Source organism: Methylobacterium isbiliense (genome assembly GCF_022179325.1).
GTDB lineage: Bacteria > Pseudomonadota > Alphaproteobacteria > Rhizobiales > Beijerinckiaceae > Methylobacterium > Methylobacterium isbiliense.
Window position 1 is genome coordinate 248,793 of the sequence record NZ_BPQQ01000016.1, and the last position, 14,530, is coordinate 263,322.

At 70.1% G+C, this 14,530-nt stretch carries 17 protein-coding genes; 9 read left to right on the forward strand and 8 right to left on the reverse strand.

Translation table 11 applies throughout. The annotated features are described in order from the left end of the window. Positions 1-110: 110 nt before the first annotated feature. Both MFF61_RS07695 and MFF61_RS07700 read right to left on the reverse strand, forming a co-directional pair. A complete protein-coding gene (locus tag MFF61_RS07695; RefSeq protein ID WP_238234492.1) occupies positions 111-353 on the reverse strand; it encodes a hypothetical protein in 243 nt (80 codons plus the stop codon). Positions 354-716: 363 nt separating this feature from the next. After that, complete coding sequence (locus tag MFF61_RS07700; RefSeq protein WP_238234493.1) at positions 717-1,127, reverse strand: phosphomannose isomerase type II C-terminal cupin domain; 411 nt, start codon at positions 1,125-1,127, stop codon at positions 717-719. Between the two features lie 169 nt (positions 1,128-1,296). Between MFF61_RS07700 and MFF61_RS07705 the strand changes: the two genes are divergently transcribed. Then, on the forward strand, positions 1,297-1,488 hold the full coding sequence (locus MFF61_RS07705) for a hypothetical protein (protein ID WP_238234494.1): 192 nt from the start codon (positions 1,297-1,299) through the stop codon (positions 1,486-1,488). A gap of 69 nt (positions 1,489-1,557) precedes the next feature. After that, on the forward strand, positions 1,558-1,692 hold the full coding sequence (locus MFF61_RS33835) for a hypothetical protein (RefSeq protein WP_283205977.1): 135 nt from the start codon (positions 1,558-1,560) through the stop codon (positions 1,690-1,692). Positions 1,693-2,025: 333 nt separating this feature from the next. On the opposite strand, the gene MFF61_RS07710 is transcribed toward MFF61_RS33835, so the two are convergent. From MFF61_RS07710 to MFF61_RS07720, 3 genes are all read right to left on the reverse strand, one after another. Next, complete coding sequence (locus tag MFF61_RS07710; protein WP_238234495.1) at positions 2,026-2,448, reverse strand: hypothetical protein; 423 nt, start codon at positions 2,446-2,448, stop codon at positions 2,026-2,028. A 178-nt stretch (positions 2,449-2,626) separates the two neighbouring features. Beyond that, the gene (locus MFF61_RS07715; protein ID WP_238234496.1) at positions 2,627-3,325 is read right to left on the reverse strand and encodes a hypothetical protein; all 699 of its coding nucleotides are present in this window, start codon (positions 3,323-3,325) and stop codon (positions 2,627-2,629) included. A 212-nt stretch (positions 3,326-3,537) separates the two neighbouring features. Beyond that, positions 3,538-3,750 carry a hypothetical protein gene (locus MFF61_RS07720; RefSeq protein WP_238234497.1) on the reverse strand — a complete coding sequence of 71 codons (213 nt, stop codon included), beginning with the start codon at positions 3,748-3,750 and terminating at the stop codon, positions 3,538-3,540. A gap of 299 nt (positions 3,751-4,049) precedes the next feature. Here MFF61_RS07720 and MFF61_RS07725 point away from each other — a divergent pair, with 299 nt between their 5' ends. Together MFF61_RS07725 and MFF61_RS07730 are read left to right on the forward strand one after the other, a co-directional pair. Next, positions 4,050-4,748 carry a Crp/Fnr family transcriptional regulator gene (locus MFF61_RS07725; RefSeq protein ID WP_238234498.1) on the forward strand — a complete coding sequence of 233 codons (699 nt, stop codon included), beginning with the start codon at positions 4,050-4,052 and terminating at the stop codon, positions 4,746-4,748. A gap of 140 nt (positions 4,749-4,888) precedes the next feature. Beyond that, positions 4,889-5,173 carry a hypothetical protein gene (locus MFF61_RS07730; RefSeq protein WP_238234499.1) on the forward strand — a complete coding sequence of 95 codons (285 nt, stop codon included), beginning with the start codon at positions 4,889-4,891 and terminating at the stop codon, positions 5,171-5,173. A 199-nt stretch (positions 5,174-5,372) separates the two neighbouring features. On the opposite strand, the gene MFF61_RS07735 is transcribed toward MFF61_RS07730, so the two are convergent. The 3 genes from MFF61_RS07735 to MFF61_RS07745 all read right to left on the reverse strand — a co-directional run bounded on the left by MFF61_RS07735 (position 5,373) and on the right by MFF61_RS07745 (position 8,995). Beyond that, entirely contained in the window at positions 5,373-6,593 is a 1,221-nt protein-coding gene (locus MFF61_RS07735; protein ID WP_238234500.1) for a pyridoxal phosphate-dependent aminotransferase, read from the reverse strand. A 138-nt stretch (positions 6,594-6,731) separates the two neighbouring features. Then, complete coding sequence (locus MFF61_RS07740) at positions 6,732-7,040, reverse strand: putative quinol monooxygenase (RefSeq protein WP_238234501.1); 309 nt, start codon at positions 7,038-7,040, stop codon at positions 6,732-6,734. A 230-nt stretch (positions 7,041-7,270) separates the two neighbouring features. Beyond that, positions 7,271-8,995, reverse strand: a complete 1,725-nt coding sequence (locus tag MFF61_RS07745; RefSeq protein ID WP_238234502.1) for a cytochrome c biogenesis protein DipZ — start codon at positions 8,993-8,995, stop codon at positions 7,271-7,273. A 210-nt stretch (positions 8,996-9,205) separates the two neighbouring features. Here MFF61_RS07745 and MFF61_RS07750 point away from each other — a divergent pair, with 210 nt between their 5' ends. The 5 genes from MFF61_RS07750 (at position 9,206) to MFF61_RS07775 (ending at position 14,260) form a co-directional block, all read left to right on the forward strand. Then, complete coding sequence (locus tag MFF61_RS07750; protein WP_238234503.1) at positions 9,206-9,949, forward strand: response regulator; 744 nt, start codon at positions 9,206-9,208, stop codon at positions 9,947-9,949. Next, positions 9,946-11,247 (forward strand): ATP-binding protein, encoded by a 1,302-nt coding sequence (locus MFF61_RS07755; protein ID WP_238234504.1) that lies wholly within the window; start codon positions 9,946-9,948, stop codon positions 11,245-11,247. The genes MFF61_RS07750 and MFF61_RS07755 overlap by 4 nt, the downstream gene beginning before the upstream one ends. A 329-nt stretch (positions 11,248-11,576) precedes the next feature. Next, complete coding sequence (locus MFF61_RS07765; protein WP_238234505.1) at positions 11,577-12,629, forward strand: alpha/beta fold hydrolase; 1,053 nt, start codon at positions 11,577-11,579, stop codon at positions 12,627-12,629. After that, the gene (locus MFF61_RS07770; RefSeq protein WP_373324650.1) at positions 12,613-13,137 is read left to right on the forward strand and encodes a cytochrome P460 family protein; all 525 of its coding nucleotides are present in this window, start codon (positions 12,613-12,615) and stop codon (positions 13,135-13,137) included. Before MFF61_RS07765 ends, MFF61_RS07770 begins: the two co-directional genes overlap by 17 nt. A 52-nt stretch (positions 13,138-13,189) precedes the next feature. Beyond that, positions 13,190-14,260, forward strand: coding sequence for an adenylate/guanylate cyclase domain-containing protein (locus MFF61_RS07775; RefSeq protein WP_238234506.1), 1,071 nt, complete (start codon positions 13,190-13,192; stop codon positions 14,258-14,260). The last annotated feature ends 270 nt before the right edge of the window (positions 14,261-14,530 follow it).

Sequence of the window (14,530 nt, forward strand, 5' to 3'; positions counted from 1 at the left end):
GCGTCGACCGGTCCTCGACGCTGAGCAGAATCGCACGCGGCCGTTCGGCTTAGGCTCTTGCTGCTGCATCTTTTTGCCGCCGAACCGGCGGCCGCTTCGGCGAATGATGCTTAGATGAACTCGACCTCGGCCACCCCGAGGCGTTGCCAGACGACCTCCGACATCCAGTTCATCCCGCCAGGCCTGAGCCTCAGGCAGATGGACGTCGGCAATCTGGTTCCGGCGGGCACGATGATCTTGGCGCTATGGGCCCTGATCTCGAGCAGAGTGCAGGTGACGTCATCGATCTCGCCGGACGATGAGACCTGCACGGATTGTGCGACCATCACACCGGCTGCGGTTCGGCTGCTCATCAGGTACCTCGGATGCGCGATGGGCGCATGCCTCAGCCGATACCGGATTACGTCGCGCGAGAATCAATTGCGCAAGAAGAATTAGGCCGTTTGGCGATGGTCGGGAGGGGGCAACATGGCATGGCAGGAGCCGGCCGGTGCAACTCGGCGCTCCGGCAAGCCCGGGGTGACCGTCACCGGCCTCCTGCCGCGGGGCGGAGTGCTGGCCGGGCTGCTCGACCACGAGCGGAGCGGCGCGGCGATGGACGCGCGCAGGCGCGCCCCGTCATGTCGCCATGACCGCGGCGGATGCGGTCCCGCCGAGCCTTCGATGCCTGCCCCGGCTTCGTCCCGAAGCCGGTGTCCACGTCGTCGGACAATCCTCTATGCAGGGACGCAGCGGCCGTAATCGTCCGTCACGCGCACGATGTCGTTCTCGTCGAGCAGCGCGCCGTACTGCACCTCGATGAACACCATGTCGTCCTGGCCGGCGTTGCGGATCCGGTGCGTGGCCTTGAGCGGGATATGGACGTGCTCGCCCTGCGCGAGATGAAGGACCCGATCGTCGATCTCCACGTCGGCGGAGCCCGACACGATGGTCCAATGCTCCGCGCGGTGGTTGTGATACTGCAGGGACAGGCGCTGGCCCGGCGTGACGGTGATCCGCTTCACCGTGTAGCCGGGGCCGGTCGCCAGCACCTCCCAGGTCCCCCACGGCCGGCAATCCCGGTCGCCCGGCTGGTACGTGACGGCGCCCGCCGACGCGAAAGCCTGAGGGGTGAGGGCGAGTGTCATGGGGCCTCCCGTGTCGAGATGTCGATCCGGGCGCAACTCTGTCCGATGGCCGAAGCCGCGTCCGTGTCGGCTGCGCCACACTGCGGCCGAAGAAGCACGGCCGCCGGACGATCGGCCTACGCAACCAGAAGGCAGCTTGAGCGTTGAGAGCCGGGAAAGGAATCGTCCGATGCGCTCTGGTCTCTGGGCTCATTTCTGCGAAGTGGCGCGGGAGCTGACCTGGGTCGGGATGCGCGAACCCTGCAACTGGTGCGATGTCAGGGAGCTGCGCTGCGACGCCGTGAACGAGGCTGACTTCGCGAACGCGGAGCGGCCCGTCCGTGGCAACCGGCAGGCCCGCCCGCGTCACAAGCCGGCGTGACGGACGCCGGAACCGGCAGCGAGGACGAGACCTGTCCTGTTTGGGTGATGAGCGCCAGCGGAGACTGCGATGAGCAAGCAGTGGAAGACGATCCAGGAGATCGCCCGGGATCGCAGCATCACGGTCGATGAGGCGCAAAAGCTCGTTCAGCGCGAGCACTGCCCGGCCACGTTCCACGGCTCGGTGACGCTCTACTTGGTGTGAGCGCCCGGCAGACCGGTGCGCTCGGCTCCGTATGCGGCGCACGATCGGCCTGCCGCGGGCCTGCTGGTGAGTGCGGCCGGTGTCATGTCTGATGCGATCGGTACTGGCAGGTCGACCGTCGAGAACGACCACGGGGTGGCGGAGGCCGGGGATCGCGCCATCGGCCGAACGGAGTTGTCCGATCATCCCTGGCGGACCTTCACGCGGCAGAGCGGCGCCGGACGACGTTCATCCGACTCCAGCCCTCGCCGCTTCGGTCGCGGCATGAACAGCCCGTCCGGGGTGCCGCGCCAGCGTCCCCGGCCCGCCTAGAGCCGCGTCCGCGGGACCGGATCAGCAGCCCACGCAGATCGCACCCAGGGTCTGCCGCATTCGCTCGTCCCACAGGCGGTTGCGCTTCTCGACCGCCTTCTGCCGGGCGACGCGTTGCCGCTCGGCCTCACGGGCAGCGGCCTGCTCCTTGGCCTTTGCGGCCGCCTCCTCCCGGGCCTTCCTGACCGCTTCCGCTTTGGCTCTCGCGGCGGCCCTTCGCTCCTTGGCGCGTTCCTTCGCGCGCGCGGCCGTCTCAGCCCGAGCTGTGTCCTCAGCCCGGGCCTTGTCTCCCACGGTGTCCGGGGTCTCGGTCCGCGCCTGCGTGCGAGCCTCCGACGGCGCCTGGACGGTCTGAGGAACCGCCCGCGCAGAGAGCGCGGGGTCTGGTGCGGCCAAGGCAGGGAGCGGAGCGAGAGACAGGACGAGGATCAATCCGAGGCGCATGGCGAGTTCCGATCACAGGGCCACTCCAACGGCAGCGCCGCCCATCGGTTCCTCGCGCGATCGCCTCGGGCCGCGTCCCGGCTGGGCCGCACGCGCCGCAGGGACCACCGATCTGACGCATCCTTCGACCACGCGCTCGGATCGGAGACCCGGAGCACCATCGCGCGGGCGATCGCCCTCAAGGATAGATGACCCGCATGGCCGCCATCTCGGGCCGGCTCTCCGACGGATCGGGCCCGGCCGGTGTTGCCCGCTTCAGCCGGGCCATCACCCGGCGGGCCTCGCTGGCCGGCAGCGCACCGGCCGGAGCGACCATGGCGGCCAGCCGGGCACGGGTCTTGCGGTCCACCAACGCCGACCGGCTCACCTCCTCGAAATCGCGCATGGTGTGCCGTTTGCCCGCCGTCCCCTTGAACACGTGCGCCCCGTCCGGCAGGACCACGATGTCGCCCGGCCGAAGGGTCGGGTCCTTCAGCAGGGCGGCCGCGGGACCCGCCGACATGTCGAGCGGGCGTTGCCGGTCCGAACTGAGCTCGGGCACGGCAGCACGGACCTTCCGCGGCGCGACCGGCTCCGGCCTCGGCAGAGCGGCGTACCGCACCTTGGCCCGCACGGGCGCGCCGTCCGCCCGCCGGGCGTGCCGGCGCCCGTACACGCGAGAGGGCGACAGCGTCTGAGGCCCCGCGGAGGCCGCCGGTGCGGCGACGGGCGCCGCCTCGGACGGCGGAGCCGCCTGCGGGGAGCCGAAGAGCGACTGGAAGAACCCGAGGCCGCCTTCATCCCCGGCCTGCACCGACACGACGGTGCTCACGACCGCGCCGAGGGAAAGTACCGCCGCAAGCATGCGGCGATGTCGGAAAGGGACGGCAGCCGGCATGTGCGCTCCAGGTCTGGCGTACGCCGTTGAAGGATCGCCTCTCAACGAGGTTTGATCAGATCAGTTCCAGTCAGGTCGCGCCATTCGGGGCTGGCAGCGGACAGGTTTTTCTCGGATACGACGGTGATCGACGACCGTCGGCCGGTACGATTCTGGTGCTGCGAACAGCGATCGGGCGATCAACCGGTCGATGCGGCCGCTGCGCCGGTCGGCTAACCGCGCTGCGCAAAGGCAGCCCGGCCCGCCTCGTTGATGCGGATCGCGGCGCTCGCCACGTCATGATCGACCCACCCCTGCGCGACGAGGCTGGGCACGAACAGATCATCGTGGGGATAGAGGTACGGATCCTCGTCCAGTTCGGCGATCGACGTCCAGCCGCCGACCTCATCGAGGAGGATCAGGAGCCGGCATTGCTCAAGTCTCATGGCTCCCCTCGTGGACCGCACCGGCAGGGCTCAGCCGGACAACATCGGTCGGCCCGGTGGGTTCTCGGGTGCGGTGCCCCCCGCGTGACCGTGCCGCCTTCTCCTCGCAGCGGGCATCGAGGCCGACGTCGCGGCGGCCGTGAACCCGCAGGAACGACGGCCGACGATCGGTGTTTCTCGACATGCCCGGGCGACGACGTGCACGTTCATTTTGAATTACCGGATCAGGCCGATACTGGCCGCCTTGTTGACGACGCCCGGCGCGGGCCAGTCACGCCGGACCTCCAAGGAGGGGCTTGATGCCGAACGCCTTCGTTCGAAAGCTCCGAAGAGGCGTAGACTTGACCGCAGTTGACAGAGAGCGCCTGGCCGAGGCGACCCGTCGAACTCAGACCGTGGATGCCTGCACGAATCTGGTCCGCGAGGGCGATCTGCAGGACGGCGCCTACGTGATACTCAGCGGTTTTGCTTATTGCTTCAAGCTCCTGACGAATGGTGACCGGCAGATCGTTGCCTGCCTGATCCCGGGCGACGCGGATGGCCTCTACGGCATCTCCACCGAGAGCGCCGACTACACGGTTGTCACCTTGACAGCGTGTACCGTGGCCTTCATCCCGCGCGATATCATCGACGATCTTTTGGCCCACAGTCCCCGCATAGCCCGTGCTCTCTGGTGGTCTCTCCTGTTGGAGAAGAGTTGTCTCTGTGCATCGCTGACCAACGTCGGGCAGCGCCCGGCTCCCCAGCGCGTGGCGTACTTGATCTGCGACCTTCTCTCCCGCCTGCAGGCCGTCGGGCTGGCCAGGAATGACAGTTTCGAAATTCCGCTGAAAGACCAAGATTTTGCCGACATATTGGGCATCACGAGCGTACATACACATCGAATTCTAATCTATCTGCATAAAATAGGCCTGATACTGCGCGACCATAAGGCGATAACGGTCATTGATTTTGACCGCCTAAAAAATTATGCCGACTTTACTCCGGCATCATATTGAGTGCTCGTCAACACCGTGGTACAGAACCGCGCATCTTGAGCCGGTCTGCGCTGACGTGCACCGCATGGCTCCGCTTTGCACCAATGGCGAATCTTCTCTTCAGCTCCATGTCAGCAAGGTATGCCTCTTGAAGGGAGCGCATGGTGACGGCGATGGAAGTAACCGCATGCTCAACACCCGTGATCGTAAACACGGGAGCCGGCGGCCAGGACGGCCTTCTCGTGTTCGTCGACAAGCAGCTTGTGGCGGTGCTGGTTCTGATGTGCGCCAATCACGATGCGGACGCGACGCTCCACGGCAAATGGTTTCTGGAAGCTGGGTTCGGCCCCTGTCAGGATTGGAACAAGGGACAAATCTTTGCCACACGGGACGACGCCCTCGCGTGGGTCCGGACTCAAGTCGTGACGGACCACTTGGAGGCGTAAGGGCCTGTAGGCGCATCGGCAGCACGCAGGGACGCCCCCGCCTCGGGCCAATCGATCAACGCCATCGAACGTGATTTGGCTCATCCCGGCGTGGGACCGACACGGCTTTGATCATCGGGTTCATTGTCCGATGGAATGGTCAATTCACCTGCCCGTTCGCCGTATTGCCATCGTGAATCGATTCACTGGGACGGCAGATTCACTTGGCCGGCAGCGCCCAGCGTTCATGCCCGAGAACGGCGGACAGGCGAGCGACCGCCTCGTGGGCGAGAGCGGGGCTGATGGCGAAGCACATGCGGATGAATCCCTCGCCCTCCGGACCGAATGCGGTGCCCGGTGCGACGCCGACCTTCGCCTCGCGCAACAGCCGGAACGCCAGATCGAGACTGGGCTCAGCCCCCGCCACCTGCGCCATGAGGTAGAACGCGCCGTCCGGCGTCGCGACCGTGACGCCGGGCAGGCGCGACAACCCGGAGACCAGGATCTCCCGGCTCTCGGCGCAGCGGGCGACCATGGTGCGGATGAAGCCGTCCCCCTCGTCGAGGGCGGCCACCGCGGCGTGCTGGATGAAGGTCGGGATCGAGGTCGTGTTGTACTGGCCGAGCTTGGCGAAGGTCGGCCCCAGGCCGCGCGGATAGACCAGCCACCCGGCGCGCCAGCCGGTCATCGCCCAGTTCTTCGAGAAGGTGTTGGACACGATCAGGCGGTCGTCCTCGGTGCAGATCTGCAGGAAGGACGGCGCGATGGCGTTGCCGTAGGTGAAGTGCGCATAGACCTCGTCCGACAGGATCCAGAGGCCGCGCGCGCGGGCGAGGTCGCGCAACGCCCGCATCTCCGCCAGCGGCATGATCCAGCCGGTCGGGTTCGAGGGCGAGTTCACCACGAGCACGCGGGTGCGCGGGGTCAGGGCGGCCTCGACATCGGCGAGCGGCAGGCTGAAGCGCCCGTCGGGCTGCACGCGGTAGGGCACCGTGACCGGCACGCCGCCGGTGATCCGAACCGCCTCCGCGAGGTTCGGCCATGCGGGCGAGGGAATGACGATCTCGTCGCCCGGCTCGAGCAGCGCCTGCGCCGCCTGCATGATCGCGTTCATGCCGCCCGCCGTGACGGCAAACCGGTCGGGCGGCACCTCCACCTGCCAGTGGCGGGCGTGATAGGCGCTGAGCGCCTCGCGCAGGCGCGGCAGGCCGAGCGACGTGGCGTAGCGCGTGTGCCCGGCCTGCATGGCCCGGTGCGCCGCCTCGACGATGAAGGGCGGCGTCGGCAGGTCGCCCTCGCCGATCCACAGCTTCACCACAGCGGGATCGTCCCGGCCGCGATCGGCCACGAGGCCGATCTGGCTCGTGCCGACGCCGTGGAGACGCGCGGAGAGGCCGGCCGCGAGATCGACCGGCGGCGCGAAGGTGACCGCATCGTTCATGCTGGGATCGTGCTCATGGTCGTGGCGCCGCCGGATGGCGGCGGAAGGCGCGCCGGGTCGTCCTCATAGCACCCGCGCCGGCGCGCGGGTTGCCGCGGGCGCAGGGGGGATGCGCGCAGGACGAAGGCGGCGCGGCGCTCACACCGGCGAGAGCACGTGAATCACCCGCGAGGCGATGAGGTCCTTCGTCTTCGCCGCGTAAGCGGCCATGTGGGGAGCCGCCGCATGCGCCCGCAGGGCGTCGAGGCTGGCCCACTTCTCGACCACCACGAAGCTGTCCGGCCCCAGCGGCGCCTGGATCGGGCCCGCGTCCGCGGCATCGACCACCGCGCCGTACTCGATGCAGCCGTCCTCGGCGCGCACGGCCGGCAGGTTCGCCCGGTAGGCGTGCAGAACCGCCTCCCGCTGGCCGGGCTTGGTCGTGATGATGGCGAGGACGTGGATCACGCTGAACTCCTCCAGTCCCGACTGGACCGGGCGATGATAATCCGGCTTTGCGGACGGATGCAGCCTCACCGCATCGCCTTCGGGTCCGTACCGGCATGCGGCGGCACGATCCTGTGCGGCCAATGGGATCGGGAGGAACCGTCCGCATCTGCTGTGCAACAATCCTCGCTCTTGCCGATGACTCTTGCCGATGGCTCTTGCCGAGCCTCGTCGAAGACGCCGGATCCCGGTCATCCGAAGGTGAAGGCGTAGGCTCTGACACCGGGATCCTGGAAGCGGATCTCGAACGTTCGCTCGGCGGCGACCCCGGACTGACGGACGAGCTGGTAGAGGCGCGTCTCCGTCGCGACGCCCTCGCCGTCCGGGGCGATGTCGGCGCCGTGATCGGCGCCGGGCGGCCGCCCGTCGAGCGTCACCCGGAAGCGCACCGGCCCGGCGCCGGGGCCGATGACCAGATGCAGGTCGCGCGCCCGGAAGCGGTAGGCGATGCCGCCGCCCGCGCGGCCGAGACGGGCATGCTCCGGTCCGATCTCCCAGGTGCCGGAGAGCGACCACGCGTTGAGCCGCGGCATGGCGGGCGAGTAGGTGCGCGTCCCGCCGGCAAGGCCTTCCGGCGAGACGAAGTTCTCGGCCTTGTCCAACCCCAGATAGGTCTCGGCGGATCGCAGCTGCGCGAGATCGGGCGCCGTCTCGGCGCCGTCGGCAAGCGGGGTCGTGACCGCCCCGTCCGCCGCAGGCCGTCCCGCGGCCTCGGCCAGCAGGTCCCGGATGACGGCCTCCGCCTGCAGGTAGCCGCCCTCGCCGAACTGGTGGTGCCGGATGCGTCCGTCCGTATCCACGATGTAGAGGGCCGGCCAGTACGTGTTGCGGAGCGCGCGCCAGATGCGGAAATCGTTGTCGAGCGCGACCGGGTACCGGATCGCGAAGCGGCGGACGGCGCGCGCCACGGTGTCGATGTCGCGCTCGAAGGCGAATTCGGGCGCATGGACGCCGATCACCGCCAATCCCTGCTCCCGGTAGCGCGCCTCCCAGGCCCGGATGTACGGCAGCGTGCGGATGCAGTTGATGCAGGAAGAGGTCCAGACGTGGACGAGCCGCACCTTGCCGCGGAGTTGCTCGGCGCTCGGCGGCCCGCCGTTGAGCCAATGCACCGCACCGTCCAGGTTCGGCAGGCGGCCCTCGACCGGGAGGCGGCTGCGATACGGGCCGGTCGCCGGCTCGGCGCGAGTGGCGTCGAGCCGCAGCGTTGCGGCGATGGTCTCCTCGGCCGCAATCGTGCGGGCCGTGGCGAGCGGCGCCAGGACCTCCGCGTCGAGCCCCAGGGCGATGCCGGCAAGCGCCGCGAGCATCACCGCGCCGGCGATCCGGCGGATCTGCTCGCCGAGGCCGAGCCGGCGGCGCAGGGCTGCGGCGAGCGTTCCGCCGATCCCGACAGCCAGCGCCAGGGACGAGGCGGCGCCGGCCGCGTAGGCCGCGAGGAGCAGCACGGTCTCGGGGCCGGGTCCGTTCAGGGCCGCGGCGGTCAGGACGAGACCGAGGATCGGTCCGGCGCAGGGGGTCCACAGCAGCCCGGTCGCGGCCCCGAGGCAGAGGGAGGAGACGAGGCCGGCCGGGGCTCCGCGTCCGGCGATCCGCGCGATGGTCTCGCCGAGCCGCACCAACGGCGCGGAGAGCCGCGCCGCCGCGCGGCGGGACAGCAGCGTGACGGCGAAGAGCCCCAGCAGGCCAAGGGCCGCGAGGCGTCCGGCCTCGCTGACCCGCACGATCCAGCCGCCCCCGACGGCCGCGAGCGTCGCCGCACCGGCGAAGGCCGCGGCGAGCCCGGCCAGGAACGGCAGCGTGCCGCCCAGGAAGGGCCGGCCCGCCCGTGCGAGGACGAAGGGGAGGACGGGCAGGATGCACGGGCTGACGATGGTCAGCGCGCCGGCAAGGTAGGCGGCAACAAGGAGGGTCATGGCGGCTCCGCTCGGTGCCCTGGTGGCCCTCCTGCGTCACCCGCCGATTGGTCCCGCCTGTGTGCGGTTTCACCGGTCGTGTACCCGCGTGTAGCGCCCCGATCCGGCGGCCCTGCGCCGGCACCGACCCCGGCTACACGCCGATACGAAGATCGGCTCGCCGGGCCGCCGGTCTCGCGCTATCCGACGAGGCACGCCGAGGGACCGCCTGTGGATCACATCGATCACGTGCTGATCGTCGACGACGACCGCGAGATCCGCGAATTGCTGTCTGGCTACCTCAAGAAGAACGGCTTGAGGGTGACGGTGGCGGCGGACGGGCGGCAGATGCGGGCCTTCCTCGACGCCGACACCGTGGATCTCGTCGTGCTCGACATCATGATGCCGGGAGATGACGGCCTCGTCCTGTGCCGGGAGCTGCGCGCCGGCAAGCACAAGGCGATCCCGGTGCTGATGCTGACCGCGCGCAGCGACGAGACCGACCGGATCATCGGGCTGGAGATGGGTGCGGACGACTACCTGGTGAAGCCGTTCGCGGCCCGGGAACTGCTCGCCCGGATCAAGGCCGTCCTGCGCCGCACCCGGATGCTGCCGCCCAACCTCCAGGTGACCGAGGTCGGCCGTCTCCTCGCCTTCGGCGCGTGGCAGCTCGACACGACGACCCGCCAGCTGATCGACCAGACGGGCACCGTCGTCCCGCTCAGCGGCGCGGAATACCGGCTGCTGCGCGTCCTGCTCGATCATCCGCAGCGGGTGCTGTCGCGCGACCAATTGCTGAACCTGACGCAGGGGCGCGAGGCCGACCTGTTCGACCGGTCGATCGACCTGCTCGTCAGCCGCCTGCGGCAGCGCCTCCGGGACGATGCCCGCGAGCCGGCCTACATCAAGACGGTGCGCAGCGAAGGCTACGTCTTCGCCATGCCGATCACCATCGCGCAGGCGCGCGAGCAATGAGGGCCCGCTTCCCGGGCCTGCCGCGCAGCCTGCGCAACCGGCTCTTCCTGATCCTGTTCGCGGGCCTCACCAGCACCCAGGTGCTGGCCTTCGCCGTCATGCTGCTCGAACGGGACGAGTCGGCGCGGGCCGTGATGCTGACGACGCTCCAGCGCGACGTCACCGTCGCGGTCGCCCTGCTCGACCGCCTGCCGCCCACGGAGCGGCCCGCCTGGCTCCCGCTCCTCGACCGGCCGACCTATCGCTTCGATCTCGGCGCCGGCTCGCCGGGAGAGGCGCCGCTCTCCCCGCGGCTGCAGGTGATCGCGGACGAGATCCGCACGGCGCTGGCCCCGCGCTTCCCCGTCCGGTTCGATGCCGTGCCCGGAGAACCCCCGCGGCTGCAGGGCCACGTCGTGCTGTCGGACGGCACGGCCCTCACCCTCGCGGTGAGACCGGCGGCCCGGCCCCTGGCGTCATGGCTGCCCGTCGCGCTCGTCGTGCAGCTTGTCGGGCTGATCGGCTGCGTCTGGCTCGCGGTACGGCTGGCGGTGCGGCCGCTGACGCGGTTCGCGGAGGCGGCCGACCGGCTGGAGCCCGGCCGGCCGGCCGATCGCTTCGCCGAAGGGGGGCCGGAGGAGGTGGCACGGGCCGCCCGGGCTCTCAACGCGATGCAGGCGCGCATCGCCCGGCACCTCGACGAGCGCGTGCGCATCCTCGCGGCGATCTCGCACGACCTGCAGACCCCCATCACCCGCATGCGGCTGCGCGTGGAGACGGGCGTCGAGGGGCCCGAGCAGGAGCGCCTTCTCGGCGACCTCGACGGGATCGAGGCGCTGGTGCGCGAGGGGATCGCCTACGCCAGGAGCGTGCATGGCGATGTCGAGCCGCCGGCCCGCCTCGATCTGCGGGCCTTCATCGAGAGCCTCGTCTTCGACTATCAGGACACCGGGCGGGACGTGGCGATCTCCTGCCTGCCGGACGTCACGATGGCGACGCGGCCGCAGGCCCTGCGGCGCATCCTGACCAACCTGATCGACAACGCGCTGCGGTATGCCGGGCGGGCGGAGCTGCGCGTCGAGTGCGCGGAGGGCGGGATCGCCATCTCGGTTCTGGACCGGGGACCGGGCATCCCGGCGGACAAGCTCGATGCCGTGCTGCTCCCCTTCATCCGCCTGGAGGAATCGCGCAGCCGCGACACCGGCGGCACGGGCCTCGGGCTCGCCATCGCGGCGCAGCTCGCCGCCGCGATCGGCGGGCGGCTCACGCTGGCCAACCGCGACGGCGGCGGATTGCAGGCCACCGTGACGCTGACCTGAACCCACCGCAGCCGCCCACGCCCTCGTCGAGGGCGGGCCATCGCGTGATCCGCCGGGCGCGCCGGAAGGCCTCGTCGTGGCTGACGACCAGGAGCGCGCCGTCCTGGGCGGCCGATCCTGCCTCGATCGCCGCGATCGCCTCGCAGTCGAACTGATGGGTCGGCTCGCCGAGGATCAGGTCCCCCGACACCGCCGAACCCGGCATTGTAATCGTCTGTATCGCGACGGGCTCGACCGTACAGGCGCTCACACTCGCCGGCCTGGACCACACACTCGGGACAATCGACGCCGGCATCCACCCCGATATCGACGTTGCGGAGGACCGAAGCATGGCTGAGACGATCGACGCGTCACGTAGGACCTGGATCAAGAAAGCCGGCGCGCTCCTGGCAGCGAGTTCCATCGGTCCGATCGGTGCGGCACGGGCTCAACCGGTCGGTGCGGCCTCCCGCAAGCTCCCAGCCGTGACGGCGGGCTCGCATACCTCCTTTGGCCCATTGCGGCGGGTCCGCGCCGGGGATCTGGAGGTCGCCTACGTCGAAGCCGGGCCGGCGAGCGGGAAACCGGTCCTGCTCCTCCACGGCTGGCCCTACGACATCCACAGCTACCTCGACGTCGCCCCGGCGCTGGCCGGCGCGGGCTACCGCGTGCTCATTCCCTACCTCCGCGGCTACGGCGGGACGCGCTTCCTGTCGGAGGCGACGCCGCGCAACGGCCAGCAGGCGGCGCTCGCGGTCGATGCCCTGGCCCTTCTCGATGCGCTGAAGATCGAGACGGCGCTCGTCGCGGGCTACGACTGGGGGGCGCGCACCGCCTGCATCCTCGCCGCGCTCTGGCCGGAGCGCTGCACCGGCCTCGTCTCGGTCAGCGGCTACCTGATCGGCAGCCAGCAGGCGAACGCGATGCCGCTGCCGCCGAAGGCCGAACTGCAATGGTGGTATCAGTTCTACTTCGCGACCGAGCGGGGGCGCGAAGGCTACGCGCGCTACACCCGCGACTTCGTCCGCCTGATCTGGGAACTCGCCTCGCCGCAATGGCGGTTCGACGACGCCACCTTCGCCCGCTCGGCCCCGGCCTTCGAGAACCCCGACCACGTCGCCATCTCGATCCACAACTACCGCTGGCGGCTGGGGCTCGCGGACGGCGAGGCGCGGTTCGACGCGATCGAACGCAAGCTCGCGGGCTTCCCGACCATCGCCGTGCCGACGATCACGCTGGAGGGGGACGCGAACGGGGCGCCTCATCCGGACCCGTCGGCCTATGCCAAAAAATTCTCCGGCCGCTACGCGCACCGGCTGATCGCCGGCGGCGTCGGCCACAATCTTCCGCAGGAGGCACCGCAGGCCTTCGCGCAGGCGGTGGTCGATGTCGATGGCGTCTGATCTCCGCCGGTCCTGGCTGGTCCCGGCCGCGGCCCTCGCCCCGGTCCTGGCCTTTGCGGCGATGGCCCTCGCTCGGGCGGACGCCGGCAAGCCGGCCTCGCCGCTCTTCGGCGTCACGGTCCCGGACGGCTACCGGGGATGGCCGCTGATCGCGCCGGCCCTCGAAGGAGAACCGCTCAACGAGTTGCGCGCCGTGCTGGGCAACGACGTCGCGGTGAGGGCCTACGCGGGCGGCACCCTGCCGTTCCCGGACGGCACGATGCTGGTGAAGCTCGCGTGGCAGCACGGGCCCTCGCCCGATTTCGAGCCGGCCACCGTGCCGGGCCGGGCCACCACCGTGCAGGTGATGGTGAAGGATGCCACACGCTATCCAGAGACGGGCGGGTGGGGCTTCGGCCGCTTCATCGACGGCAAGCCGGTGGACGAGGCGCAGCACCGGACCTGCTTCGCCTGCCACGAGGCCCGCGTGAGGGAGCGCGATTACGTCTTCACGCGCTACGCCCGCTGACGATCCGGCCGCCGGGCATGCATTGCCCGGCGGCCTGGGATAGCATGACGCCATGCCTCCGTTCCGAGCCGGCTTCTGGATCGTGGCGCCTGCCATCGGGGTGCTGGCGGGCCTGACCTACGGCCTCATCTTCAAGGAAGAGCTTCTGGTCGCGGCCCTCCGCGGCGGCTTCATCGGCACTCCCATCCTCTTGTACGAGCGCAGCCTGCTGCTCCGGGGCTGGCGGGATCTGATCCGCCGGGCCGCGACGCCGCTCTTCGCCGTGGGAACGCTCGCCACCTACGTGGCGATGATCGTCGTCGGCAACGCGGGCGCCGGGACGGTCCTGCACCACGGCTTCGGGCACATGCCGAACCCGCGTGCGGCGATGATGATCTCGGAGACCGGCTTCGCCTACGCGCTCGCCTTCTCCGCCGCCGCCGCCTTCGTGTTCCGCGTCCGGGATCTGATCGGCCCGCGCGTCTTCGCGAACCTGCTGATCGGCCGCTACCACCGCCCGATCAGCGAGGAGCGCATCTTTCTCTTCCTGGACGTCGCGGGCTCGACCCGGTTCGCCGAGGCGCACGGCGACCTGATGGCCCAGCGCTACCTGGGGGCGATCTTCGGCGCGCTGGCCCTGCCGGTCCACCGCTCGCGCGGCTCGATCGACGACTACGTGGGCGACATGGCCCTGGTGAGCTGGACGATGGAGCGGGGAACGCGGGACGCGGCCTGCCTGCGCTGCGTGTTCGATGTCACCCGGACGATCGAGGCGGAGGCCGAGCGCTGGCGGGAGCAGTTCGGCCAAGTGCCGAGCTTCCGCGCCGCGCTGCACTGCGGCTCCGTCGTCACGGCGGAGATCGGGCTCGAACGACACAAGATCGCGTATTTCGGCGACACGCTGAACACGACGAGCCGGCTCGAAGCCGTCGCCAAGGAACTCGACGTCGCGATCCTCGTCTCGGGCGATCTCCTCGACCGTCTCGGCCCGCTGCCCGACGACATCCTGGTCGAGGATCTCGGGCTGCGCAGCGTGCGCGGCCGCAACGAGCCGCTGCGGATCGCGGCGGTCCACGACGCCGCGCGCCCGGCGAGCGCGGTGCGAAGGCCGCAGGCGCCGCGCGCGTGGCAGCGCGGCGCCTGACGGATCGCCTTGGCGGCGGAGGGGGAGGTGCGTCGGCCGGCACTGCGTGATGCCCGCGCCCCGCCCCGTCCTCGACCCCGGCAAGCTTAACCGGTCGTTGACGTCTAGCGTCTTACGCAAGGTCGGCCGCAGCATCGCGGCCGCGGCAGACCCGTTGGACGATCAGGGGAAAGCACCGGAGCCGTGACGAGCCTGCTCGCCAACATCTCGGCCATGACGGCGCTGACGACGCTCAAGGGCCTCACCGCGCAGCTCGACATCACGAGCAAC